Here is a 24,214-nt window from a genome sequence, read left to right on the forward strand (position 1 = left end):
AGCAAAAGTTATTTAAGCACGCCAATAGTGGCTGCTGTAGCTAACCCGACAAATGGGCAAGAGAATTGCCCATTTTTAGCCCATTGAAACCTATCCATTATGGGGGGTGTTATGGTGGATTTAGGCAGATTTTAGGCAGGGGCACTACCCTTGGAGGGTGAGGTCATCAGTTCAAACTGAGTCACCATATACTTCAGATAAATAAGCCCGTGACGAGGATTGAACTCGTGACCTCACCCTTACCAAGGGTGTGCTCTACCACTGAGCTACACGGGCAATGAATTAACCCAATCTTGATTGTGACTCTTGTTCAGAAGAGGCGGTGATGGGCCGAGCTGGATTTGAACCAGCGTAGGCGTAGCCAGCGGATTTACAGTCCGCCCCCATTAACCACTCGGGCATCGACCCTTTCGCTCACCGACTTCCTAATTTAGCATAAGGTTTAGGAAAAACACAACCCCCTAAGAAAACTTTTTTGAAAATGGGGGTTATTGATCGAGAGAATTTTCTCCAGATGCAGGGGGTCGGGGCGATCGCCCCCTTCCGGGTAAGCCAGGAATCCACCGACGATCTTTGCTGGGCTTCGCCGTGCGTCCCGGACGGGGAGGACGATGGGGAAAGTCACTTTCATCATAAATTTCGCCCACCAACTCTTCTAAGACATCTTCAAGGGTAACCAGTCCCACGGTTCCGCCATACTCATCCACGACAATCGCCAAATGAATCCGACTGTGGAGCATTTCCTTCAACAAATCACTTACCCCTTTCACCTCTGGCACATAGACTGGGGCATCCATTCCGGCGGTTACTGGGGCTAAATTGCGCTCTCCTGGAGGCAAATTCTTCAGGGTTTGCAGGGCCCGTTTGAGGTGAACCACACCGACAATCTGATCTTTGGACTCTTCCTGAACGGGAATGCGGGAAAACCCGGTTTCTAAACAAAGATTCACCAACTCTTGCAACGTGGCTTCATGGGAAATCGTCCGCATATCAATCCGAGGTTTAACCACATCTTTAGCCGTCAACTCATCCAGCATCAGGGCTTTATTGAGCAACTCGTGCTTATAGAAATCCAGTTTCCCCTTACCCCCCAAAATCTCAATCATCAGTTGCAAATCTTGCAGTGATGCATCCTCCTGGGTGGCATTACCCTGGAAAAAGCGAATGGCACTTTGGGCAATCCATTCCAGAAAATCGATAATGCCAATGGTGGATAAGGCACGGGATAGCCAATAAATGGGCCGCACCACTGCCTTAAAGAAGGGCAAAACATTGTTAATGGCTAGGGATTTGGGGGTGATTTCGCCAAAAATCAAGACCAGAAATGTAATTAAGGCGGTGGCAACCCCTAACCCCGCATTCCCCAACCAGAGGGCAAATAAGTTACTGGTGAGGACAGCAGAAAAGTTATTAATTAGATTATTCCCGACCAGCAGGGTAGTGATAAATCGGGTTCGCTGTTCTAGAACTAGGCGAAAAATCCCTTGGGGGTCTCCTTGTTCCTTAATCAGGGCGCGGAGTTTGAAGTTATCGAGGGCAGTAATGGCGGTTTCTGAGCCAGAGAAGCAGGCTGAGAGAACTAACATAATCATGAGGGCTGTTACATCTAGCCAGATGGAGCCAAGGAGGGGGCCACTTTCAGCCGTTGCCAGTAAATGGGAGGTAAGAGGGTGGGGAATCACCAGAATGTTGGATAAGAAAGCGATACTTAATTATGGATGATTCATGATGGCATTGCTCAAGTTAGATTTCGGTAAAGTGTTTAGAGATGTTGCCCAAGGCGATCGCCAACACATCCAGAATCAGTAAGATAGCAATACAGATCCAGTCCAGTCTTTAGTGTAGCGATGAATATCACCCGCAAATGGTCAGCCAAACAGCAAAGAGCCAGAGAAATCCTGATCCGGCTGAAGCGTTTGTATCCGGATGCCACCTGTACCCTAACCTATGAAACGCCTGTACAGTTGCTGGTGGCGACCATTTTATCCGCCCAATGCACGGATGAGCGGGTGAATCAAGTGACCCCGGAGTTATTCCGACGTTATCCGGATGCCCCCAGGTTAGGGGATGCACCGTTAGAAGAATTGGAGGATTTGGTGCGATCGACCGGATTTTATCGCAATAAAGCCAAAAATATCAAAGGGGCTTGTCAAATGATCGCGCAAGATTTTGGCGGTCAAGTGCCGAAAAGAATGGAGGAACTGCTCAAACTGCCAGGGGTTGCTCGTAAAACTGCTAATGTTGTTCTTGCCCATGGTTTCGGCATCAATATGGGCGTAACAGTCGATACCCATGTTAAGCGTTTAAGTCACCGCTTAGGCTTAACTGAACATGAAGACCCCATTCGGGTAGAGCGAGATCTGATGCGCCTTTTGCCCCAACCCGATTGGGAAAATTGGTCTATCCGCCTAATTTACCATGGTCGCGCCATTTGTAAGGCGAAAAAACCGGATTGTGGCAATTGCGTGTTAGCTGATTTGTGTGGGTTTAATCAAGCTACAGAGAGCGCGTTCCTATAGGAGAAGCCACGGGTGTAACTAATAATGTTATATTTTGTCGTTCAACGACTCTGACAAACTGTCCCTTGAGCAAGGTGACTTCCTCCATAGAGGTCGCAGGCCACCAAGACCCCCGATAATAAACTCGTCCCCGTCCGTAGGGAACAATAGGTTGCTCAACAACCGCTTCTCCTTCTATCAGAATCACCGGATCAGAACTCGGCCAAGGAAACGATCGCGTTTGCGTTCCAGGAGAGTTCATCCATAAGGCCTGGACAAAGTGCCAGATTCGATCTGAGAACAGTATTTGATTTGCTCTAGAATGAGGGCTTGTGTATACACCCATGGACGTTACCCCAACTTTTTTGTGACTACTTTGCTCACTTTTGTGATGTATATCAATACTGTAAATTTGCTCTCCTGAATTGTCAAGGGATTTTTTCTGGGGATTTACATAATTTACCTCAAGCGTAATGAAGTCCATAAAAAGTCACTATATGTGACCTCGATGATTAACCCAAACCCAATGAATCCAGAAGAGTTTGAACAAGTCTACAGTGAACTAACCGATCGCCGTCAACAAGTCCTTAACGGCATCCTCTCCGGTGAGACAGACGCACAGATCGCCCATCAACTCGGTATTAGCGAAGCCGCTATCCGCAAGCATGTCGAGCGCATTGTCGATCATTTCGGTTTATCTAATTCTGAGTCACAGAACGGACAGCGCCGATCCAAGCGCTCCGATCTGGTTTCCCTAGTGGCTCGATTTAAGCCGGAACTGCTGAAAATACCACTACCGAGACAAAATGATGCAGAGGAGAGCCTCCTAGAGCTACTGCAAGAGATTCAGCCGATTGAATCTATTCACAAAGCTCTAGAACCTAAACTGCAACTCTGGCAAGAGAGCAGTGAGAGCAGCCAAAAGAAACAAATCGGCGATCGCCTGAAAAACACCGGATACGATACCTATATGCAAGGCGACTTCCCCGGAACCGTGTTTTATCTGCAATGGGCGCTCAAATTCCAGATTGACACTCCCGCAGTCCACTACAACCTCGCCTCAGCTTACGAAAAACTGAGCGACTTTCCCAACGCCTACCATCACTATAATCGAGCTGCCGAGGCCCAAACCCATGCCGCCCATGCTGCCATCAGCAACCTCTCTCGCTTAGACATTTTGACTCATAATCTGGATCGGGCGATTGAACGCATTACTCCCATTCTCAACCAAGTCAAGAATACCGCCGTTCTCTCCACCCTCTATAAAAACTTAGGATGGGCTTACTTCCTGCAAAAAGATCTTGACCAAGCCCAAACCTGGCTACGCAAAGCTATAGAATTAAATGGCGATCGCGCTGCACCCCATTGTCTCCTCGCTCAAGTCCTCCAAGCTCAAGGTAAACCTACAGAAGCCAGCCCCTACTGGGAAAAATGTTTAGACTGTGACACCCATCAAACGCGCTCTATTAATGCTCCCTGGCGATCGCCAGAACTCGACCTCTGGCAACTCGAAGCCCGGCAACACCTCAACACCCGTCTCGATAGCCAAACTTTAACCCAAGGGTTAGAGATTGATTCTGACCCCATATCTCTGCCGCATTAGGACAATTAAATGGCTTGATTAAACCACAAAGACACAAAGGAACACAGAGATTTACGGCGATTTGCTGGCGTTGAATTGGCAAAGGGGAGAGCAATGATTCTCCCCTGGGATAGAGTAATGATGACTATTTGTGACGGATATAATCGTAGAGTCCTAAATATTGACTGCCAGGATTTTTCCAAGAATAATCGTAAGCCATGCCCTGAAGCACCAATTTTTGGAACTCTTGAGGATATTCATACCACAAACCGATCGCCCGATCCAAAGCTGATTCTAGAGCGCTATAATCTGTTTGATAGAACACATAGCCATTGCGTTCCTCTAAAGGTTTTTCCTGATCGTAATCCCGGTCAAACACCGTATTCTGTAAGCCACCCACCCCGCGCACAATCGGAACAGTCCCATATTTCAAACCAATCATCTGAGTTAAGCCGCAGGGTTCATAGTTACTCGGAACCACAATCATATCCGCACCCGCATAGATTAAGTGAGATAACTCTTCATTAAAGCCCAGTTCCAAATGACAATCAGCATTTTCATTCAAAAATAGCTTTTCATGCCAGAACCAGTCATTAATCCCTTGCTCAGTTGCCGAGCCAAGTAACACAAATTGCGCTCCCCGATGCAGGGCATAATAGATCGCATGGTGAACCAAATGCACCCCTTTTTGATCATCTAAGCGACCGATAAAAGCAATTAGAGGCTTTTTATCATCATGGGATAACCAGAGCCGCTCACGCAATGCCTTCTTATTCTTAGCTTTGTTCTTCAGAGTTTTCGGGCCATAATGATAGGGAATAAAGCGATCGATTTCTGGATTCCATACCTCATAATCAATCCCATTGAGAACCCCACCAAATTTATAATTATGCAAATCTAGGGTATGGCCTAAGCCATAGCTAATATCAGAATAGCGAGCTTCCCAAGCATGGTGAGGAGAAACTGTATTGACAAAATTAGAATAGACAATACCCCCTTTCATTAAGTTAATAGCAAAGGGATTAAAATTATCTTGCATACGATCGTATTCAAAATAATAGGACTCTCGATTGAGTCCTGTTGCCCAGAGAATATCAACGCCACCAATACCTTGATGCTTAAAGTTGTGGATGGTATAGCAAACCCGTTGAGTGTCCATACCATGATACTTATACATTTCATAGAGCAGTACCGGCACTAAACCGGTTTGCCAGTCATGGCAATGGATGACATCAGGGCGTTTGTTGGTTCTCAGGAGAAATTCTAGCGCCGCTTTGGAGAAGAAGGCAAAGCGCATATTATCGTCTTTGCAGCCATAGTAACAGCCACGATTGAAGAACAGATCGTCGGAGTGAGGATCGATGAAGAAACATAACCGTCCATGAACCCAACCACAGAGGACATCGCAGGAAATGGCTGCTCCATACCAAGGAACTTCGAGATTGTGATAGGCTTCGTGCAAACCCCAAATTTGGTCGTAGCGCATACAGTCGTATTTGGGGAGGATGATTTCCACACCTATCCCTCGGATTTCTAATTCTCGGCTCAGTCCGTAAACGACATCCCCTAAGCCTCCAGCTTTGATGACTGGAGCGCATTCAGAGGCGATCTGCACGATGTACATATTCACTCCTGGGTTCACAAAAGTTTATTCTCTCTGCTTTTATTCAAACATGAAGTCGGGGAATGGGGAATGGGGAATGGGAGTTAGGTGGCGATAAAAAAACGCTAACTCCTTTTCTGGAGTTAGCGTTAAGAAATGAAGGTGAGTACGGGAAGTTGAGGGTACTCACTCTTTTAGGATAACTAGCTTGCCAGGCTGTTGCTGCCATAGCTATCTAAGCTGTATCCGGGGACGCGGTTGGTGTAGTCGGTTTCTTGACCGGTTACGGATTTGGCGATGCTGTTGAAGCCGTCGGAATCCCAGTTGCGTTCGTGGATGGATTTGGTTTGTTCACCCATGAAGTAGGCTTGGGTTCCGATGACGGAAGCAGCGACCCAACCAGCGATGAAGAGTAAGGAAAGAATGACTAAGTTAACCATGTTGTTCTCCTGTGTGTGAACTTTTGTTTCGTCTCTTGTAAACTAATGTAACGAATTCTTGCCATATTTGTCAACATGATGTTAATCACAGGGGGTTGTGATCCAGATCGCCATAATCCATCATTCTTGAATGGTCATGGCGATCGCTTCCCTGCGAGAGAATTGCTATACAAAGTCACCGAGTGCGCGACTATATTTTCGGGTTCCAAAAATGCCGCGCTCCCTGTATTTGGCAATTTGGACTTTGAGAGTTGCTACTCGCTTTGCATAGCGTGAGGTAAGTTCAACGACAGAGCGATATTTCTCCTCCCAAGTATTCCCTTTCTCCAACGCACGGTTGATCGTGCGAATTTTGGCTCGTCCCTGATGTCGAATATCGGCCACAACGCAACAAACATAATCTGGCGCTTGATCCAGTCCATGCTGGCGAGCGAGGGTTTTCATCTTAGCCTTAAAATGGGTCACGCCACACTCAACCATAATGGCTCTATGAACCTCGGAATGGCTCACCCAGTGAACAAATTTAGCCGCGTTCATTACCTCGCGACGATCTACAGTGGTGTCAGTTTGGTTCAGGTAAGCCATGAGATCCTTATTATCTGAACCATCATTCGAGGTTAAGCGACGGTCAGGATTACCCATTTGATAGATATGCTGACCATCGGTTCTCAAGTCTGGGAAGTATGCTTGAGCTTCATCCGTTTGCAATAACTGACAGAAATATTTGACAAAATCTCCTTGGCAAACATGGGCAGCATATTGCAGAAAACCAAAGGTAAATTTGGCGCGGTCATAGGAATTGAGGCAGTTAAAAGATCCCTGACTTTCGCATTCGGCTGTTGGGGCAATAAAATAAGCCCAGAAGCCAAAGAGATCGTCATAGTCAGAGGGATTATAGACTCCAGCACTTTTATCTCCCACAAGCATCAGACCTCTTCTGTTGAAGTAGGAAACATCTGTGCCTACTTTGAACTGACTCCCGCTATCAAGGGTGGCATACCATTTGCGACCGGCTTCTCGAATCTCCACGTCAAAAGGGTTTGGGGGCAAGGGTATAGGAAGGGGTTGGTCGGGAGGGGCGATCGCGTCAGCGATGCGGAGCATTATCGCCGGAACATCTAGTGCATGGGTTGCCCTGCGGAGAATATCAATCAGTTCCTGTTTGGTTGTGGGAGTCCATGCTCGAATTGCGCTCTCTCCATTCATTCCATAAACCAAGGGGTGTCCCTCAGCATCACGAAAGATCTCAAATCCTGTAATTTCCATTGTTTAGATCTCCTAGTTTTATGCGTTTTAGGCCAGTTTTTGTGACTGAATTGTTCTTAAAGTTCAGGAATGGGTTTATCAGCCGATGCAATCAACACCGTATTAGCCTGATAACAGCTCTGCAAAACTTCCAGAAACTCTGCTTTATCTTTGGGAATCCACTTGCGAATGGCTGTTCCTTCATTCATGCCGACTATTACCAGTTTGTCTTGTGAATCTTGAAAGATATCAATCCATGTAATCTGTGATAGATCAGGTTCAAGACCAAAGGGATGAATAGAAGTCTCTAAGAGTTCATCACCAGGAATGATCGTTGTCATAAATCGATAGCTGTGGGATGCTTGATAACGAACATCTGACTTGATCAACTTCATAAACTCTTCATGTCCTGCTACCGTTCGACCCACAAGACAACCTGCACTTGCTCCACCAATGCTGCCAGTGTTGCCATCGCCATGATGTTGATTAATGCCTGTAGTTGTTTCTAATGGATCGCCTGTGCGGATCATATCTTCATTGACATCACGGTAAACCGGAACTGGCCAGTAATTCACTAATGCCTCGTAATTACTGTGCAAGCCAACTCGCCAAACTCGATATTGACCAAACTTAATTCTTGCAGCTCCTCGTTTCCATCCTTTAGGTATTCGATTTTTCCACTTTGTATAATGCCGACCGGGTTCGCAAGTTCCCACCCACTTCCCTACAAAACGTGGACAACCATCAACAATCTCAATTAGGCATCGCAAATCGTTGAATTGATCGGGAGCATCATCATTGAGGGTTCCATCACTGTTCATTCCCTCGACATAAACAATGTTGTAGCGCTCTTTGCCCAAGGAAATATGGTATCCTTCTTGCAGCATATAGGCCACAATGCGGCTGGGAATATCATCACTCAGGTGCAGTTGAACCACGCGATCGCGAGGGGTATGAAGCAGGGCCTGGGCGGTTTGAACGTCTAATGTGCCCACATTAGAGCAGCCGGTAATGTTTTGAAATTCCTTCAATGCTGCTGTACTCAGGGGGCCGAACTTTCCATCCACAGGAGGCTCTAAGAGGAAGAAACGATAGACCAAAATTTCCTGGATTTCTTTAACTAACTCAGCATCTCCTTTAATTTGATCGGGAGATAAGGTTGTAGAGTCAGTGATGTCTTGAATTTTCATAAGTTTGGAACTCAGAACACGAACATACAGCACGTTTCGCTATGAGTGAGGGACATTAAAGGGGGATGAACACCTATTGTCCACCCATGCAATGCAAAGTGCTGTAAGTGTTTCTTCTTAGTTGGTTTTTTCGATCCGGAGTGCTTTACATTAATTCAAGAATTCATATCAAGTTTAGAAAAACTTCCTGCTTTAGGCTTGGGGTGTGGGGTCACCGTATTTGATCAGGAGGGCGATCGCCAAACTCACTGCTAAAATCACCACCATACTGAGCGCCGAGCCAAATCCCCAGTTCTGAGTCGCGCCCAGAAACTGGTTGTAAATCAAACGAGCAGCCGTCATACTCGATGCACCTCCGAGCAGTTCTGGATTGACGAAATCGCCCAAACTACTGATAAAAACCAATAAGCTCCCGGCGGCAATGCCTTGGAAGGTTTGGGGGACGGTAATTTTCCAGAATCCTTGTAGGGGAGTTGCACCTAAATCGGCAGAAGCTTCTAATAACCGTTTATCCAGCTTTTCCAGTGCCGCATAGAGAATTAAGACCATATAGGGCAAAAAGCTGTAACTCATGCCAATGAGAACGGCTGGCCACTCATTGAGGAGATTTAAGGGGGGCAGGCCGATACTGGTAATGATGCTATTGAATACTCCTGTCCGTCGCAGGATGGTAATCCAAGCATAGGAGCGCAACAGGGAAGAAGTCCAGAGGGGCAGGACAAAGCCTAGGAGGATTAAATTTTGCCAGCGTTTGGGGGCATTCAGGGCGATCCAGTAGGCGACGGGGAAACCTAAGAGGAGACAAATTAGGGTTGTTCCGATCGCAAAAAAGAGCGATCGCCCAATCACTTGCAGGTAAACCGGTTGAAACACCTGCCAATAATTCTCCAACCCGGAAGGATTGACCACATCCCCTGGTCGAATATTGGGTACTAAACTTAACTCAAAAATCACCAGAGTCGGTAGCACTAAGAGCATCAAGAGCCACAAACCAGCAGGCCCTAGGAGGACACTGGGGCCAATCAAAGTTGACCAACGGCGTTTAGGAGTCGGCATTTCAGTTGAGTTGGATTCAGAAGGAACAGTTGAAGACATAAAGCGCTTGGCGCGGTAATGGGGAATGGGGAATAGGGAATGGGGAATAGGGAATAGGGAATAGGGAATGGGGAATGGGGAATAGGATCTTTTGCTTTAACTACTGGTTAATTGAGTCCAATAGCGGTCATAGAGTTGGGCAATATTGTCCTTCACGGGTGACACACTTTCACAGTTAGCCAAAACCTCTGGAGGCGGAAACAGGGTAGCATCCTGTTGGATCTCCTCCGGTAATTGTTCGTAGGCGACTCGATTCGCCGTGGCAAAACTGAGGCGTTTCGTAATTTCCGCCGCTATAGTGGGTTGCAACATGAAATTAATCCAAGCATAGGCTCCATCTGGATTGGGTGCGGTTTTGGGAATCACCAGGGTATCTGTCCACAGGGAAGACCCATTTTTAGGAATCACATAGCCTAAGTTTTCATCCTCTTCCATGATTTCACTAGCATCCACGGAATAGCCCATGGCAATTTTCAGATCGCCGGTCAAGATCTGGGGTCGCCAGGCATCAGAGGTAAAGGAGGCGATCGCCGGTTTCAGTTCCACCAGCGCTTCATAGGCTTCTTCTATTTCCTGAGCATTTTCCGAATTCAGAGAATAGCCCAAATGTTTCAGAGTCGCCCCCATCACCTCACGCACATCATTAAGCAGGGTCACTTGGCGACTAAGTTGGGATTGATTTTGCCATAAATACTCCCAATTTTCTGGCTCTCCACCTAAAGCCTGGCGATTATAAATTAACCCCGTAGTTCCCCAACTAATGGGGATACTGTGACCATTTCCAGGATCGTAGGGCGGATTCTGATAATTCTCAAAAAGCTGATTTAAGCCTTCAATACGACCGAGATCGAGGGGAGTTAATAACCCATCCTCCACCATTTTCAGCACCATATAATCCGAAGGATAAATGATACTATATGCACCGCCACCACCGGCTAAAATCTTAGCCAGCATCGCCTCATTAGAGTCAAACACATCAGCGATCACCTGAATACCCGTTTGCTGCTCAAACTGAGCCAGCAAATCCTCATCGGTATAACCAGCCCAGGTATAAATATAGAGTTTATTACTATCTCCCCTTTCCCCGCTTCGAGTTTGCACATCGGCCAACGTCCAACCACAAGAAGATAACCCGAAACCCGCTAAGGCAGCAGTTGTCCCCTGCAAGAAGCGGCGACGGTTGATCGGGCGAGAAGATGAAAGATGATCCGGCTTATCCTGTTGACTCATGGGCAACCCTTACTTCAATGATCGAGAGATTTTGATGAACTCAACTTCTCTATAGTATTTTCTAGTGAGATGCCCTCTCCCTAAATCCCTCTCCCAGGGGAGAGGGACTTTTTTCCCCTTCTCCTGTGGGAGAAGGGGGTTGGGGGATGAGGGCAGGTTTCGGCTCAGATCCCCTCTCCCTAAATCCCTCTCCCACTGGGAGAGGGACTTTTCCCCCCTTCTCCTGTGGAAGAAGGGGGTTGGGGGATGAGGGCAACCGTTGATAACTCATTCAAAAATGCTATATAACTTTTAAAATTGAGATCGTTTTATTCATGCAAAGCCAAACAATCTGTCGGCTGCCAATGGACATAGAAGGCAGTTTCAGGATTAGATAAGGCTTGAGAATAGGAACTCCCTTCGCGAACCGGTTGGGATACGGTAATTTGGTCTCCAGAAACCAATTCCACCACACATTGAATATGGGTTCCCATAAACATCGTATGCTTAATCCGGCCTTGAAAACAGTTGCGATCGCCCTCTGGAGGGGTCAAACTGAGGTGGATTTTCTCCGGTCGCACACTCACCACCAGGCGATCGCCCCCTCCAGTGCTACCATTAAGGTCAGAAGCCGCCCAAATCTTCAATCCCTTCTCCGTTTGCACCTCAACTGCTCCTGAATTTAGGGATGCTCTACGACCCTTGAACAAATTGGTATCGCCAATAAAATCAGCCACAAACGGAGTTGCTGGACGATTATAGATCTCACTGGGAGAGCCAATTTGTTCAATTTTACCATCGCGCATAATCGCGATGCGATCGGACAGAGAAAGCGCCTCTTCCTGATCGTGGGTAACCATCACAAACGTGAGTCCTAACTCCTGATGCAAATTAGACAATTCTACCTGCATCTCTTTGCGTAATTTCAGATCCAACGCTCCCAAGGGTTCATCCAATAACAACACCGCCGGTCGATTCACTAACGCTCGTGCTAGAGCCACCCGTTGTTGCTGTCCCCCTGACATTTGTTTCGGCAAACGATGAGCAAAGGACTCCATTTTTACCAACCGCAGGGCTTCCTTCACCCGGTCTTCGATTTGGGCTTTAGTCAGCTTTTTCAACCGGAGTCCAAAAGCAATATTTTCCCAAACATTCATATGTCCAAACAGGGCATAGCTTTGAAACACAGTATTCACTGGACGACGGTAAGGGGGCACATGATTAACCGATTGCCCTTGAAGCAATAACTCCCCAGCAGAGGGCATTTCAAACCCAGCGATCAGCCTGAGCGTCGTGGTTTTTCCACACCCAGAGGGGCCAAGGATACTGAAAAATTCACCGGAGTGAATATTTAAGTTTACACCTCGGACAGCCGTTTCTGAGCCAAACACCTTAAAGACTTTGCGAAGCTCAACATCTAACTCGACATTGGTTTCCCGATTAATTTGATTAGTTGCGGTCTGAGACATAATGAGAACCCCTAGCAATGAGTTCAGAGTTAAGCAGGGACAGTAACAAGGATCTAGATAGTTTCAGTTTAATCTATTCTGAGTACCGCTTGATATCGTATCTGATTTTGATCGAACTCGATCCAATGCTATCCAAGCACTCATCCCTAATGCCTGCGCGATCGCTGCGAATGCTATATTAATCTCTTCTAATGGAAATAATCATAAATGTTTTGGGCTAAATTGGGGCCAATTCTGGGGACTTGTTGGAGTTGTTTGGGGGTGGCTTGGGCGATCGCATCTAAAGACGGAAAATGCTTGTATAATTGCTTTTGTCGCTCATAGCCTAATCCCGGAATTGCGTCTAGACGAGAGCTGAGGAAGCGATCGCCCCGTTGCTGACGATGGAAGCTCACAGCAAACCGGTGGGACTCATCCCGAACCCGTCGCAGTAACTGCACTCCAGGTTGATCGCGATCGGTGGGAAGAGGAGTAGAATCACCCGGTTGAAAGATTTCTTCCTCCTGTTTGGCTAAACTAATCACCCGCAAGTCGGGTAACAGTTCTAACTCCGAAAGAACCGCAACCACTGCCGATAACTGCCCTTTTCCCCCATCAATGAGCAGTAGATCGGGGAAATCTGGGTTTCCCTGACGGGGAAGTTGGGGATTGTCCAGAAAAGCGCGAAATCGACGACGAATGACTTCTGAAAGGGAGGCAAAATCATCAGAATGACCGGGTTGAACGCTGGGATTTTTGATCTGATAATGGCGATAATATTGTTTTGCGGGCATCCCATTCACAAACACCACCTGAGAGCCAACTGCATTTGAACCTTGCAAATGGGAAATATCGTAACCCTCGATCCGTCGGGGAGTTTCGGGTAAGTTGAGAATTTGAGCTAAATCCGTGAGGCTTCGTTGGGTGCGATCGCCTAATTTCTGCATTCGGTTTAGCTCCGCTTGGGCATTGCGATAAACTAAATCAATCAGTTCTGCCTTACTTTGCCGTTGCGGAACCTGAATCGTCACTTTTTTTCCCTTGTGATTGTGCAAGAACTCCAGCAGAAACTCTGCATCTTGTAAAGGATATTGCACCAGAATTTCCGGCGGAATTTCTAGAGCATCAGCGCTTTGGTAATGCTCCTCTAAAACCCGTTGTAAAATTGCTCCTGGTTCCCCCGATTCGGCAAAGAACCCCAACCGACCCACCAATTTACCGCTACGAATCTGGAATAACTGAATACAGCAGCGTTCTGCGTCCTCTGCTAGGGCGATCGCGTCCTGTGAAACGCGATCGTCCGATAAATCCACCTTCTGACGCGCATTCAGTGCTTGCAACCCCAGAATTTGATCTCGAAATTGAGCCGCCAATTCAAAATTGAGACCCTCTGAAGCCTCCTGCATTTTTGCCGTCAATTCCTCCACCAACTCCGCCGTTCTCCCTTGAAAGATCATGGCAATTTTTTGCATCATTTGCCGATACTCTTCCACCGAGATTAACTCTTGACAAACTCCCGGACAGCGCCCCATATCATAATTCAAACAAGTCCGGTCTTTATAGAGCGGTTTCGGTCGTTGTCGCTGGGGAAAAACTCGCTTAATTAAATCCAAAGTTTGCCGCAATTGTCCCCCATCCACATAGGGGCCATAATATTTATCCTTCCGGTTTCTCCGTTTGCGCTTGCGGGTAATAAAGATATGAGGATAATCCTCTGACCAGGTAATGCAAATATAAGGATACTTCTTATCATCCTTAAGCAGCACATTAAACCGGGGTTGATGGCGCTTAATTAGAGTAGATTCTAAAGCCAGAGCTTCCGCCTCAGTATCTGTAATAATCCATTCAATATCGCTCACCTTTCGCACCATTAAGGCAATGCGAGCATTATGGCTACTAAAATCCCGAAAATAGGAGCGTACACGAGTTCTGAGTTGTTTGGATTTACCAATATAGATAATCGAGTTACCCCGATCTTTCATCAAATAAACCCCTGGTAACTTCGGAATTTCTTGTAGATATTGCTGTAGGCGCTCTGGATTTTCACAGAGTAATTCTGAGTCAGTGTTGTTGGTCATAATGATTACTTACAGCGCTTTGCTCGATCGTGACTTAATATTATTTTACATTTTGCTTAAAAACCCAGCCAAGGCAAGTTTTGATTACCCAGTAAATCCAGTACCTTGGTACTATCAATGGGTCGAGAAAAAAAGTAACCTTGACCCCACTCACAACCTAATTCAGATAAGATTTTCAATTGTCCTAGGGTTTCTACTCCTTCCGCAATCACTTCCATCTTTAAATGATGGGCTAAATTGATAATCGTTCTGACAATATCTGATTGTTCGCCATTTTCTCCCATGTTACTCACAAAAGATTTATCTATTTTTAGGATATCTAAAGGGAATCGATGTAAATAACTTAAAGAAGAATATCCTGTCCCAAAGTCATCCATACAGAGTTTAATCGAACGTTCCTTTAATTGGCTTAGAACTTGATTAACATAATCCGCATTATTAATAATCATACTTTCGGTGATTTCCAGCTTTAAATGATTGGCATGAATCTGGGATTGATGAATAATTTGATCGATTTTTTCTAATAAATCAGGTCGCGATAGCTGACAACCCGATAAATTAACCGCCATAGTTAGGCGATGGTGACCATTATTCTCCCATATCCGCAATTGATTACAGGCTTCTTCGAGTACCCATTGTCCCAGTAATGCAATTAAACCGGTTTCTTCAGCAATGGGAATAAATTGCATGGGGGAAACCATCCCCAATTCAGGATGTTGCCAGCGTAAGAGGGCTTCAAATCCAGCAATCTCTCCGGTTTTTAAGCAAGTAATGGGTTGATAATAAACAATAAACTGATTATCTTTAAGAGTTTCGGGTTTTTCTAATAGTTGAACTGCGCGACGCAAATCATTTTCAAGTTTTAACTGATTCATGACTCGCGTATGAGTTTCTAAATCAAAGACTTCATACCGAGCGCGTCCTTTAGATTTAGCATGATACATGACAATATCGGCATCCCGAAGCACTTGTTCGGGTCGTTCATAGGTGGTAGAACTCAGGGCTATACCAATACTAACGGTAGAGAGAATTTGATGACCATTGACTGAGAAAGGATAAGCCATATTTTGGTGAATGCATTCTGCTAATTGATTGGCTTGAGTCCAGTCTGAGATGTTGGTTAATAGAATGGCAAATTCATCACTCCCTAAATGGGCAATTAGGGTTTGTTCTGCGGACAGATGAAATTGTTTTTCTATCACTGCGTCGAGTCGTTTGGATAATTCAATCAGGAGGCGATCGCCAATGGTATGGCCGAGAGTATCATTAACGACTTTGAATCGATCTAGATCGAGAAATAAGATCGCAAATTTATACTCTTTACAAACTTGAGCTTCTTCAATCGCTTTTTGTAACTGATCCATAAACAGAGTGCGATTGGGCAAACCCGTTAGGGGATCGTGGTAAGCGTTATACCGAAGTTGAGTCGCAATTTTTTCTTTTTTGTCGATCTCAGCTTGCAGTTGTTTGACGGCAGCTCTTAGCTTAAATGTCCGTTCTTCAATGGCTGCTTCGAGTTTGGTTTGAATATGATTGAGTTCTGCTTCGGCACGATGGTGAGCGATCGCCCCCCCAAAACAATCCGCCACCGTGGTTAAAATCTCAATTTCTTCTGCTGTCCATCGGCGATTGGTTTGACAATCATCAAACTCAATAAAACCCCAAAACTGTTCATGGGCAAAAATGGGCAGTACCAACAGGGAACAAACTTGGCGATCGCCTAAAAACTGTTTTTCCCATTCTGGCAGCTCATCTAGATAACCCGTAATCGGTTTCCCTTGGGACAGTCCATCATACCAGCGCCGCAGCACCGTAGTATAAGATAAATTTTGTAATTCAAGATTATTGAAGGGAAGAGAAATTAACTCTGGAGTCCATTCCCACCATTGACTAGCCAATAAAGACTGGGTAACCGGATCGGCATGATTCTGGAAAACATACACGCGATCGATCGCCAAAGCTTCCCCAATATGGGCTAAAGCTACATGCATCGCTTCATGGCGATCGGACAGAGTAAGCAAGCAATGAGTGGCTTGAGTCACCCCTTGAAGAAGACGAATATGATATTCAGGATCGAGCATAGAAGCTTAGGGAAAATGTATCACTGAAAACAGTCGAAATTCCTATCTGACAATCGACCCCTTGGAGGTTATTACCCGACAAATTTGCCTTGTGGAAGTTGCTCTGTGACAAATTGGCTTTTTGAAATTGACTAATAGTATATAGTGCATAGTATCATCAACATCCAGTTGCAGTGCTGTCACATAGCTGGCCATATTTCTCAAATTAATCCCTTAAACATTAACCATGCAAACCTTTAACCCCATCTACTATGTCTACCTCCCACCGTCAAGCCAACCAATATGTCCGAGAACTCCTAGATGAGAACCCTATTACGGAACTCTCAGAGAAACTCCAACCTAACCCTAAACCCTTACCGCGTAAGTTTCGCGGGGCATTTCGTCTCAGTCGTCAGCGAGTGGAACAGCATTGGAAGCAATTGGATACTGCCCCTGAAACCCAAGCGAACTTGTTGGATGGACAAACCCTCTCTCAATTGCCTGTCTATCAGTATAATATTGAAAACTTTATCGGTACAGTGAAATTACCCGTCGGTATTGCTGGCCCCCTACGGGTAAATGGACTATTTGCCCAAGAGGATTATTATGTGCCTTTAGCGACAACTGAAGCGGCCCTGGTTGCGTCCTATTCGCGAGGATGTCAATTAATTTCAGAAGTTGGGGGATGTCAAGCATTATTACTCAATGAAGCTGTAAACCGCACACCTGGATTTGCCTTTCGCCATTTGCAAGAGGTAGGCTTATTTTTGGCTTGGGTGGTGGGAGAACAGGAAAGGTTTAAGCAAGAAGCAGAACGGACAACGCACTACGGTAAATTAATTGATACCCGAATTACGGTGGAAGGCAATCATGTTTATCTGGATTTTCAGTTTACGACTGGGGATGCGGCGGGTCAAAATATGGTGACTTTGGCAACGGATGCGATATGTCAGTACATCCTCAGTCAGAGTCCAGTGGCTCCACAATATTGGTTTATTGAGGCGAATCTATCGGGGGATAAGAAGGCCAGCGCCCAATCGTTTTCTGGAGTGCGAGGTAAAAAAGTGACCGCCGAGGTGACGATACCCGCTCACTCGGTTGCCCAACGGTTGCACACGAGTCCAGCACAAATGGTGAACTATTGGCGGATGTCGGCTTTGGGGGGAACGATGAGCGGAACGATAGGGATTCAAGGTCATTATGCTAATGGGTTGGCAGCGTTGTATATTGCTTGCGGTCAGGATGCGGCTTGTGTGGCGGAGTCTGCGGTGGGGGTGACGCGGTTTGAGTTAACGCCAGAGGGGGATTTATATGCGGCGGTTACTCTGCCGAATTTGATTGTGGGTACGGTAGGGGGAGGTACGGGGTTACCGAGTCAGCAGGCTTGTTTGCAGATTTTGGGGTTAGCGGGTGCGGGTAAGGCTAGGGCGTTTGCTGAACTGTGCGCGGGGTTGGCGTTGGCGGGGGAGTTGTCAATTATTGGGGCATTATGTGCGGGCGAGTTTGTGCAAGCTCATGCTCGGTTGGCGCGGGAGCGTTGAGGAAGAGGGTTGAACAAACCGATTCAATTGAGGGCAACTTCTGCCCGAAAGAGCAACTTTTGCTGATAGCGGTATCCCGGTGCAACCACCGTCACTAAAGTGCCTGGATCGGCGGTTCCTTGGCTCAGTTGATGCCATTGGGGATCGTAAGCAAGGCGATCGCCGACTGCACCTATTACTTCTAGTCCCCAACTTTGCACCAATCGCTCAACCGGTGTGACTAATTTGACTAAATTCCCTGGCTTGATATTCGCTTCCTGTTCCACTTTAGCCACGGCGATCGGCCAATAGCGCAACCAAGATTCTAACTGGTCTAAGCTCTCTCGCTCAAAACGCTCTTTGAGATCTGCTGATTGTTGTTCCAGTTGTAGTTGCAGGCGATTGTATTCTTGCCGTAATTCAGTTACCGGATCGGGCAGTTTAGCCAAAGTCGATAACAATTCTGGGGCAGAAATCTGTAGGGCTGTAGCTAACTGTAACAGGGTACTTATTTTCAGATCCTCTATCTTCCCTTGACGGATACGCCGCAATTGTTTCAGAGAGACTCCTGAAGCCTGGCTTAAGGCTGTCCAAGAGGTTAAACCCACCTTTTCCATCAAAGGTTGGAGGACAGAATTTAAGGGAAACTTGGCATCTAATGGGGTCATGGTTCTAAAGGTTTACAGCACTTTTAAGAGCGAGAAGTTATTCAAACTGGGTTGAATTCAGAATTGCCCCTCGTAAATAGGCATCCTGGAACCGAGTTCCGATTAAATTCGCTCGGCTTAAATTCGTCCATCTTAAATCGGTTTGATACAAATCCGCATTACTCAAATTTGCGCCCCATAAATAGGCTCCTGCTAAATGGGCTTGACTTAAATTCGCTGCCCTTAAATCTACTCGATAGAGATGGGCGTTAATCAACTCTGTGTGATGTAAAACCGCATTCATGAGAACCGCTCCACTCAGGTTAGCTTGCAGACAATTGGCATAACTTAAATTACAGCGCCTTAAATTGGTATCGCTTAAATCCGCATCCTTAAGATTCGCCCTCATCAGATTTGCACCACTCAAAGAAGCTCCTCGCAGATTTGCTCCCTCTAAATTGGCTTCGGTTAAATCTGCGCCCATCAAATTCGCCCCACTTAAATCGGCGGTGCTTAAATCGGCTTGCTTAAACTGTGTACCAATTGCTTGACTTTCCCTTAAGCAAGCAGTAGAAAATAGGGTATGAGAGGCGATCGCCCCACTCAAATTCACTCGATCGAGATTCGCCCCCTCCAGTTCAGCACGCGATAGATTCGCCCGTCTCAAATCCACCCCTGCTAAATCAATGCCTGGGAGCCGATACCCCCCCAAATCCGTCTCACTCAGATCCGGAGTAATCTCTGGATAAGTCATTTTCCACTTATGCCAGGTTGGAAGTCCGCGATAAAAGAATGCTAAATGTTCAGAATTCGCCATAACACCTTATAGAGTAGAATCCGGAGCTGGGTTTTCTCGTCCAGAGATATTTTCGATCGCCGCCAGAGCTGCTTGAGAAGCCGCAATAATATCTCGTTCTTCGCCCCCTAAATAGAGACGACCAAAAATCCCCACCGCTTGGATTTGTAAAATATTAATCAGCGCCGCCTTTTCCGACTCATTCGCCGCCAACGCTGCATAGGCTGCCGGTTGCACCTCCAAAACATAGAGGGTTTGCCCCGCTAAAATCATCTGTCCGCGACGGTTACGGTTAATCAATTGGGTTTGGTGGGGATCGATATTGCGAATCACTTGGCTCGAAATCACACGGGGTTTCAGGCGATCGCGCTCCGTTACCCCCAAAGCATCTAAAATCGCCTGTCCTGCTGCCCGCGTTTCCCCCTGGCTACTCGAATGAATCTCCAACAGTCCATAGAGTCGCTCCACAAACTGAACCGCCGGGCGAACCCGCGTCGCCTTCAGCGCCACATCCGTAATTCGATTAATTTCAATCCCTGGGGCAACCTCCACCCACAGCGACGTATCTCCCGGTAAAGGAAGAAAGCCTAAAGCCACCGTACCAATATAGGCAGCGTGCTGCGGTTGTAGGTTATCAATAAAAACATAGCTTCGTAATTCCGTAGCCAAAATCCAGAATACTCCCAATCTGTCTCCCTAGACATTCAATCATATCTTGGTATGGGCCCCCATTTGGGCATGGGGAGATGGGGAGATGGGGGGATCGGGAGACACGCAGATGGGTAAGATGTCTAATAACTCAACATTCATTCCCTAATTCATGAAAAAGCCAGTCAATAAGTTTAGCCATCTCACGGCTATTGACCGTACATTCTTATCCTTTCCCGCCCGGTTTTTATTAGAAAGAAACCTATTACAAGGCCAGATCCTAGACTTTGGTTGTGGGTTGGGGAATGATGTTAAACTGCTCTCTCAGCAAGGCTTTCAGATTCAAGGCTACGATCGACACTACTTCCCCCAATATCCGCAACATAAATTTGATACGATTCTTTGCTTTTATGTTCTCAATGTGTTATTTCCTGAAGAACAGGCAACTGTAATGATGGAAGTCTCTCATCTCTTGAAACCGGGCGGAAAAGCCTATTATGCAGTCAGGCGAGATATTAAAAGGGAGGGATTTAGACAACATTATGTGCATCAAAAGCCGACCTATCAATGTATGGTTAAGCTGCCCTTTCCGTCCCTTCACTTAGATGACTCTTGCCAAATCTATGAGTATGTTCACTACAATCATCAAAAACATTCAGACAAACGCTGTATTTTTTGCAATCCCCGCAAAAGTTTAAGGTTACTGACAGAATCAGCGACAGCCTATGCCATGTTTGACGGTTATCCCGTGAGTAAAGGTCATGTTTTAATTGTTCCCAAGCGCCATATTGCCAACTATTTTGAATTACCCTTTAAAGAACAATCTGCTTGCTGGTTTATGGCGAATAAAGTGCAAGAGCTGTTAACTCAAGAATTTCAGCCCGATGGGTTTAATGTGGGCATTAATATTAATCATGCCGCCGGTCAGAAAATGGATCATGTGACTATTCATATTATTCCTCGCTATCGAGAGGATGCTGGAGGAAATCGAGGTGGAATTCGGCATGTATTGCCTAAATCCATTCAAAACTAATACTTCATCTCGGCTGAAATTCAATTCGGTCTTGGCGAATAATCAGGTCATAATCGCCAAAGAAATCATGGCCGAGTAAGCCAATTTCTAATTGGGAACCGGCAATAATGACGGGTAAGTTCTGCACGACTAAACCTTGAACGGCAATAGATTCAACTAAACCGATGGGGACAGTGATGCCTTTGGCGCTGGCAGTATCCATTTGGGCCGATCCAATGATGGGAAGATCTAGGGATTGGGCCATGCTTTGGGTAATGACGACTCCTGTGGCTCCGGTATCGACAATCATTTCAAAGGTTCGGGTTTGATTAAAGACCACATCAATCACTGGGGTTCCGGCTTCTCGGCGCTTAATGGGAGTTTGGATGGCTCCCGGCTGAACGGCAATGATTTTGGGAGTAGGGGCAGGGGCTGGGGAAGCGGTTTGAGTTTGGGTTTGGGCGTATGTTAGGTTTTGCTGATATTCCTTGATTTTTTGTTGGGCTAGGGTGTGCTGAGGACTTTGGGGAGGAATTTGTTGGAGGAGGGAGATCGCCTGTTGCCATTGCCGAACAACTAATTGCCAATCCCCTGGAGATTGGGCAGACTGGGCAATACTGGCTGCACCATAGGCTTTGTCGAGGGCCCGTTGTAGGGTTTTTTGGTGGGAGACAACGGGAGAGGGTTTGGGGGAAGGAGAAGGGGATGGGGAAGCGATCGCCGGTGGCACTTCTGGAGTCGGCCGATCGACCGGATCTTCTGGCGATCGCTCACAAGCCACCATCAAGAGGGCTATCCCCAATAAAATCAACCCTTTCACCCCTTTTTTCCCAATTTGAGTATTCATTGGCAAAAACAATCTAAAAATACCATTGCTTCCTTTTTCCCTGTGCGATAATAACCAACGTTCTTAATCCTGCTTGATGCCTATGCCACTCAAAGATGCTAAACCCGCCCTTCTCGTCCTTGCTGATGGCACAGCCTATCGCGGTTGGTCTTTCGGTGCGACGGGAACCACCCTCGGAGAAGTTGTGTTCAATACGGGAATGACAGGCTATCAAGAAGTCCTCACCGATCCCAGTTACTGCGGTCAAATTGTAACCTTTACTTATCCCGAATTGGGTAACACCGGAGTTAACTTAGACGACGAAGAATCCGATCGCCCCTATGTCAAAGGGGCGATCGCCCGCAATATTTGCGCCATTCCCAGCAATTGGCGCTCCACCGAATCCCTCCCCGACTATCTTAAACGCCATAATATCATCGGCATTTACGGTATCGATACCCGTGCCCTAACCCGAAAGTTGCGGGGCTTTGGCTCCATGAATGGGGGCATCTCCACCGAAATCCTCGATGAGAATCAACTGCTCGAACAAGTCAAACAAGCCCCCGACATGAACGGCTTAAACCTGGTGCGCGAAGTCACCACTACCTCAACTTACGAATGGTCAGACACCACCCCAGAACTCTGGGAATTCAACCCTGAAGGCGTTAAACCCAATACTCCAACCTATACCGTAGTGGCGATCGATTTTGGAGTCAAACGCAATATCCTGCGGCGGTTAGCCAGCTACGGTTGTCGGGTAATTGTCGTTCCTGCCAGCACTCCCGCCCAAGAAATCCTCAGCCATAACCCCGATGGTATTTTCCTCTCCAACGGCCCAGGAGACCCCTCCGCCGTCACCGAAGGAGTAGAAACGGCCAAAGAACTGGTTAAAGCTGGAAAACCCATGTTTGGCATTTGTATGGGTCACCAAATTCTGGGACTCTCTTTCGGAGCAGAAACCTATAAACTCAAATTCGGTCACCGGGGTCTCAATCAACCGGCTGGACTCTCCCAGAAAGTTGAGATCACCAGTCAAAATCATGGATTTGCCATCAGTGGAGAATCCCTCAATCCCCAAGTGGAAGTTACCCACCTGAACTTAAACGACAAAACCATTGCCGGACTGCGCCATAAAGAACTGCCCATCTTCTCCGTTCAGTATCACCCAGAAGCCAGTCCTGGCCCCCATGATGCCGATTATCTGTTTGAAAACTTTATTAAAGCAATGGAAAGCGCCCGTGCAGCCTAACATCTAGGCAAATCCACTCGGTTAGAGATCTGGTACAAAACCGGCCAAAAATGCTAATCTAGATCTCCAGCCATCCAATCCTGATGGTCTTTTCATGGGGTTTAACCCAGAAAAGTTCGACGTTGATTTGATCTGAAATCAAAGGAGGGTAGAATTAATCCTGAACCACTCACCCTGACCGTTAGTTTAAGAGGCACACGGGAGGTCAGGGATAATGCACAAATTTTTCGCCTCACGGGTTTATTAGATGCATTTTCTGAACCCACCTTTCGTAAGACCGTTAGTTCTTACATCGACCAAGGGCCGAAACATATTATTCTAGACCTATCTAAGATTGATTTTGTAGATAGTTCTGGGCTAGGCGCTCTAGTTCAATTAGTAAAAAAAGCTACTGAAGATCGGGAGAAAAAAGGAAGTCTACAAGTGATTGCCAATGCTCGTGTATTGCAAACGGTGAAACTGGTTCGCCTAGAAAGTTTCCTATCGGTGCGTGAAACCCTAGAGGTAGCCCTCGACAATCTGAAATCGTCATGACCAGGATAGGTCTTCACCGAGCTATCCAGTCCTTCCACTGGATAGCTTCCTATTTGAGTGATGGCAAGGGGGGTAATGGTGCTTGATCCGAGAGCGCTGATTCCTAATGCGGTCGATCGCCAAGGGTTATCGCCAACGGCCTTAGCCTATGTGGGGGATGCTGTATATGAGTTGTATATGCGAACCTATTACCTGATGCCACCCAAGCGATCGCAACTCTATCATCAAGCGGTCGTCCAACAGGTTCGTGCAGAACGCCAAGCTCAACATCTACAAACTCTAATCCCCTATTTAAATGCCCAAGAGTTAGAAATAGTCAGACGCGGACGCAATAGCGTCCATCGTTCCCCTCGACGCTTAGATCCCCAAACTTATCAAGCAGCCACGAGCCTAGAAACCCTCATTGGCTACCTGTATTTAAGCGATCTCTCTCGATTGCATCAGTTATTAGAGACGCTTAATCTCAATGACTAATTAAAACTGTGTCCTGTTCGACAGACAGCCTGAAAATGAATCAGGCAAACTACATCATTA

General features: G+C 46.5%; 23 protein-coding genes and 2 tRNA genes. 7 read left to right on the forward strand and 18 right to left on the reverse strand.

Features of this window, described 5'->3' with window-relative positions; all coding sequences use genetic code 11:
• Nucleotides 1-204: 204 nt before the first annotated feature.
• The 3 genes from PMG71_RS04310 to PMG71_RS04320 form a co-directional block, all read right to left on the reverse strand.
• Nucleotides 205-276, reverse strand: a tRNA-Thr gene (locus tag PMG71_RS04310).
• A 50-nt stretch (nucleotides 277-326) separates the two neighbouring features.
• Nucleotides 327-408 (reverse strand) — tRNA-Tyr (locus PMG71_RS04315).
• Between the two features lie 80 nt (nucleotides 409-488).
• The gene (locus PMG71_RS04320) at nucleotides 489-1,682 is read right to left on the reverse strand and encodes a hemolysin family protein (RefSeq protein ID WP_283752413.1); all 1,194 of its coding nucleotides are present in this window, start codon (nucleotides 1,680-1,682) and stop codon (nucleotides 489-491) included.
• 165 nt (nucleotides 1,683-1,847) lie between these two features.
• Here PMG71_RS04320 and nth point away from each other — a divergent pair, with 165 nt between their 5' ends.
• On the forward strand, nucleotides 1,848-2,519 hold the full coding sequence (gene nth, locus PMG71_RS04325) for an endonuclease III (RefSeq protein WP_283752414.1): 672 nt from the start codon (nucleotides 1,848-1,850) through the stop codon (nucleotides 2,517-2,519).
• On the opposite strand, the gene PMG71_RS04330 is transcribed toward nth, so the two are convergent.
• Nucleotides 2,497-2,760, reverse strand: a complete 264-nt coding sequence (locus PMG71_RS04330) for an NfeD family protein (protein ID WP_283752415.1) — start codon at nucleotides 2,758-2,760, stop codon at nucleotides 2,497-2,499. The genes nth and PMG71_RS04330 overlap by 23 nt on opposite strands.
• A 264-nt stretch (nucleotides 2,761-3,024) precedes the next feature.
• Here PMG71_RS04330 and PMG71_RS04335 point away from each other — a divergent pair, with 264 nt between their 5' ends.
• On the forward strand, nucleotides 3,025-4,101 hold the full coding sequence (locus tag PMG71_RS04335) for a tetratricopeptide repeat protein (protein WP_283752416.1): 1,077 nt from the start codon (nucleotides 3,025-3,027) through the stop codon (nucleotides 4,099-4,101).
• A gap of 124 nt (nucleotides 4,102-4,225) precedes the next feature.
• On the opposite strand, the gene glgA is transcribed toward PMG71_RS04335, so the two are convergent.
• From glgA to PMG71_RS24070, 10 genes are all read right to left on the reverse strand, one after another.
• Nucleotides 4,226-5,704 (reverse strand): glycogen synthase GlgA, encoded by a 1,479-nt coding sequence (glgA, locus tag PMG71_RS04340; protein WP_283752417.1) that lies wholly within the window; start codon nucleotides 5,702-5,704, stop codon nucleotides 4,226-4,228.
• A gap of 182 nt (nucleotides 5,705-5,886) precedes the next feature.
• Nucleotides 5,887-6,123: a photosystem II protein, Psb35-related gene (locus PMG71_RS04345; protein ID WP_283752418.1), complete on the reverse strand. Its 237-nt coding sequence runs from the start codon at nucleotides 6,121-6,123 to the stop codon at nucleotides 5,887-5,889.
• A gap of 165 nt (nucleotides 6,124-6,288) precedes the next feature.
• Nucleotides 6,289-7,389: a hypothetical protein gene (locus PMG71_RS04350; RefSeq protein ID WP_283752419.1), complete on the reverse strand. Its 1,101-nt coding sequence runs from the start codon at nucleotides 7,387-7,389 to the stop codon at nucleotides 6,289-6,291.
• Between the two features lie 56 nt (nucleotides 7,390-7,445).
• On the reverse strand, nucleotides 7,446-8,558 hold the full coding sequence (locus tag PMG71_RS04355; RefSeq protein WP_283752420.1) for a peptidoglycan-binding domain-containing protein: 1,113 nt from the start codon (nucleotides 8,556-8,558) through the stop codon (nucleotides 7,446-7,448).
• A 192-nt stretch (nucleotides 8,559-8,750) separates the two neighbouring features.
• A complete protein-coding gene (locus tag PMG71_RS04360; protein ID WP_347179197.1) occupies nucleotides 8,751-9,614 on the reverse strand; it encodes an ABC transporter permease in 864 nt (287 codons plus the stop codon).
• A gap of 135 nt (nucleotides 9,615-9,749) precedes the next feature.
• Nucleotides 9,750-10,883, reverse strand: a complete 1,134-nt coding sequence (locus PMG71_RS04365) for an ABC transporter substrate-binding protein (RefSeq protein ID WP_283752422.1) — start codon at nucleotides 10,881-10,883, stop codon at nucleotides 9,750-9,752.
• A gap of 308 nt (nucleotides 10,884-11,191) precedes the next feature.
• A complete protein-coding gene (locus PMG71_RS04370) occupies nucleotides 11,192-12,331 on the reverse strand; it encodes an ABC transporter ATP-binding protein (protein ID WP_283752423.1) in 1,140 nt (379 codons plus the stop codon).
• A gap of 188 nt (nucleotides 12,332-12,519) precedes the next feature.
• On the reverse strand, nucleotides 12,520-14,388 hold the full coding sequence (gene uvrC, locus PMG71_RS04375; RefSeq protein ID WP_283752424.1) for an excinuclease ABC subunit UvrC: 1,869 nt from the start codon (nucleotides 14,386-14,388) through the stop codon (nucleotides 12,520-12,522).
• 56 nt (nucleotides 14,389-14,444) lie between these two features.
• The gene (locus PMG71_RS04380; RefSeq protein WP_283752425.1) at nucleotides 14,445-16,469 is read right to left on the reverse strand and encodes a bifunctional diguanylate cyclase/phosphodiesterase; all 2,025 of its coding nucleotides are present in this window, start codon (nucleotides 16,467-16,469) and stop codon (nucleotides 14,445-14,447) included.
• Nucleotides 16,456-16,605, reverse strand: a complete 150-nt coding sequence (locus tag PMG71_RS24070) for a pentapeptide repeat-containing protein (RefSeq protein WP_430540991.1) — start codon at nucleotides 16,603-16,605, stop codon at nucleotides 16,456-16,458. The genes PMG71_RS04380 and PMG71_RS24070 overlap by 14 nt, the downstream gene beginning before the upstream one ends.
• A 115-nt stretch (nucleotides 16,606-16,720) precedes the next feature.
• Here PMG71_RS24070 and PMG71_RS04385 point away from each other — a divergent pair, with 115 nt between their 5' ends.
• Nucleotides 16,721-17,989: a hydroxymethylglutaryl-CoA reductase gene (locus PMG71_RS04385; RefSeq protein WP_283752426.1), complete on the forward strand. Its 1,269-nt coding sequence runs from the start codon at nucleotides 16,721-16,723 to the stop codon at nucleotides 17,987-17,989.
• A gap of 23 nt (nucleotides 17,990-18,012) precedes the next feature.
• On the opposite strand, the gene PMG71_RS04390 is transcribed toward PMG71_RS04385, so the two are convergent.
• The 3 genes from PMG71_RS04390 to ccmP are packed head-to-tail and all read right to left on the reverse strand — an operon-like array spanning nucleotide 18,013 to nucleotide 20,080.
• Nucleotides 18,013-18,636, reverse strand: a complete 624-nt coding sequence (locus tag PMG71_RS04390; protein WP_283752427.1) for a helix-turn-helix domain-containing protein — start codon at nucleotides 18,634-18,636, stop codon at nucleotides 18,013-18,015.
• A gap of 37 nt (nucleotides 18,637-18,673) precedes the next feature.
• Nucleotides 18,674-19,432, reverse strand: coding sequence for a pentapeptide repeat-containing protein (locus PMG71_RS04395; protein ID WP_283752428.1), 759 nt, complete (start codon nucleotides 19,430-19,432; stop codon nucleotides 18,674-18,676).
• 6 nt (nucleotides 19,433-19,438) lie between these two features.
• Nucleotides 19,439-20,080, reverse strand: coding sequence for a beta-carboxysome protein CcmP (gene ccmP, locus PMG71_RS04400; protein WP_283752429.1), 642 nt, complete (start codon nucleotides 20,078-20,080; stop codon nucleotides 19,439-19,441).
• 151 nt (nucleotides 20,081-20,231) lie between these two features.
• Between ccmP and PMG71_RS04405 the strand changes: the two genes are divergently transcribed.
• Entirely contained in the window at nucleotides 20,232-21,092 is an 861-nt protein-coding gene (locus tag PMG71_RS04405) for an HIT domain-containing protein (protein ID WP_283752430.1), read from the forward strand.
• A 4-nt stretch (nucleotides 21,093-21,096) separates the two neighbouring features.
• Here the strand turns inward: PMG71_RS04405 and PMG71_RS04410 are convergent, their stop codons facing one another.
• On the reverse strand, nucleotides 21,097-21,918 hold the full coding sequence (locus PMG71_RS04410; protein WP_283752431.1) for a retropepsin-like aspartic protease family protein: 822 nt from the start codon (nucleotides 21,916-21,918) through the stop codon (nucleotides 21,097-21,099).
• An 82-nt stretch (nucleotides 21,919-22,000) separates the two neighbouring features.
• Between PMG71_RS04410 and carA the strand changes: the two genes are divergently transcribed.
• The 3 genes from carA to PMG71_RS04425 all read left to right on the forward strand — a co-directional run bounded on the left by carA (nucleotide 22,001) and on the right by PMG71_RS04425 (nucleotide 24,154).
• Nucleotides 22,001-23,146, forward strand: a complete 1,146-nt coding sequence (gene carA / locus PMG71_RS04415) for a glutamine-hydrolyzing carbamoyl-phosphate synthase small subunit (RefSeq protein ID WP_283752432.1) — start codon at nucleotides 22,001-22,003, stop codon at nucleotides 23,144-23,146.
• A 132-nt stretch (nucleotides 23,147-23,278) separates the two neighbouring features.
• Nucleotides 23,279-23,680, forward strand: coding sequence for an STAS domain-containing protein (locus PMG71_RS04420; protein WP_347179198.1), 402 nt, complete (start codon nucleotides 23,279-23,281; stop codon nucleotides 23,678-23,680).
• A 75-nt stretch (nucleotides 23,681-23,755) separates the two neighbouring features.
• A complete protein-coding gene (locus tag PMG71_RS04425) occupies nucleotides 23,756-24,154 on the forward strand; it encodes a Mini-ribonuclease 3 (protein ID WP_283752433.1) in 399 nt (132 codons plus the stop codon).
• Nucleotides 24,155-24,214: the final 60 nt, after the last annotated feature.

Origin of the sequence: Roseofilum acuticapitatum BLCC-M154 (genome assembly GCF_030068475.1) — a bacterium.
Classification (GTDB): Bacteria; Cyanobacteriota; Cyanobacteriia; order Cyanobacteriales; family Desertifilaceae; genus Roseofilum; species Roseofilum acuticapitatum.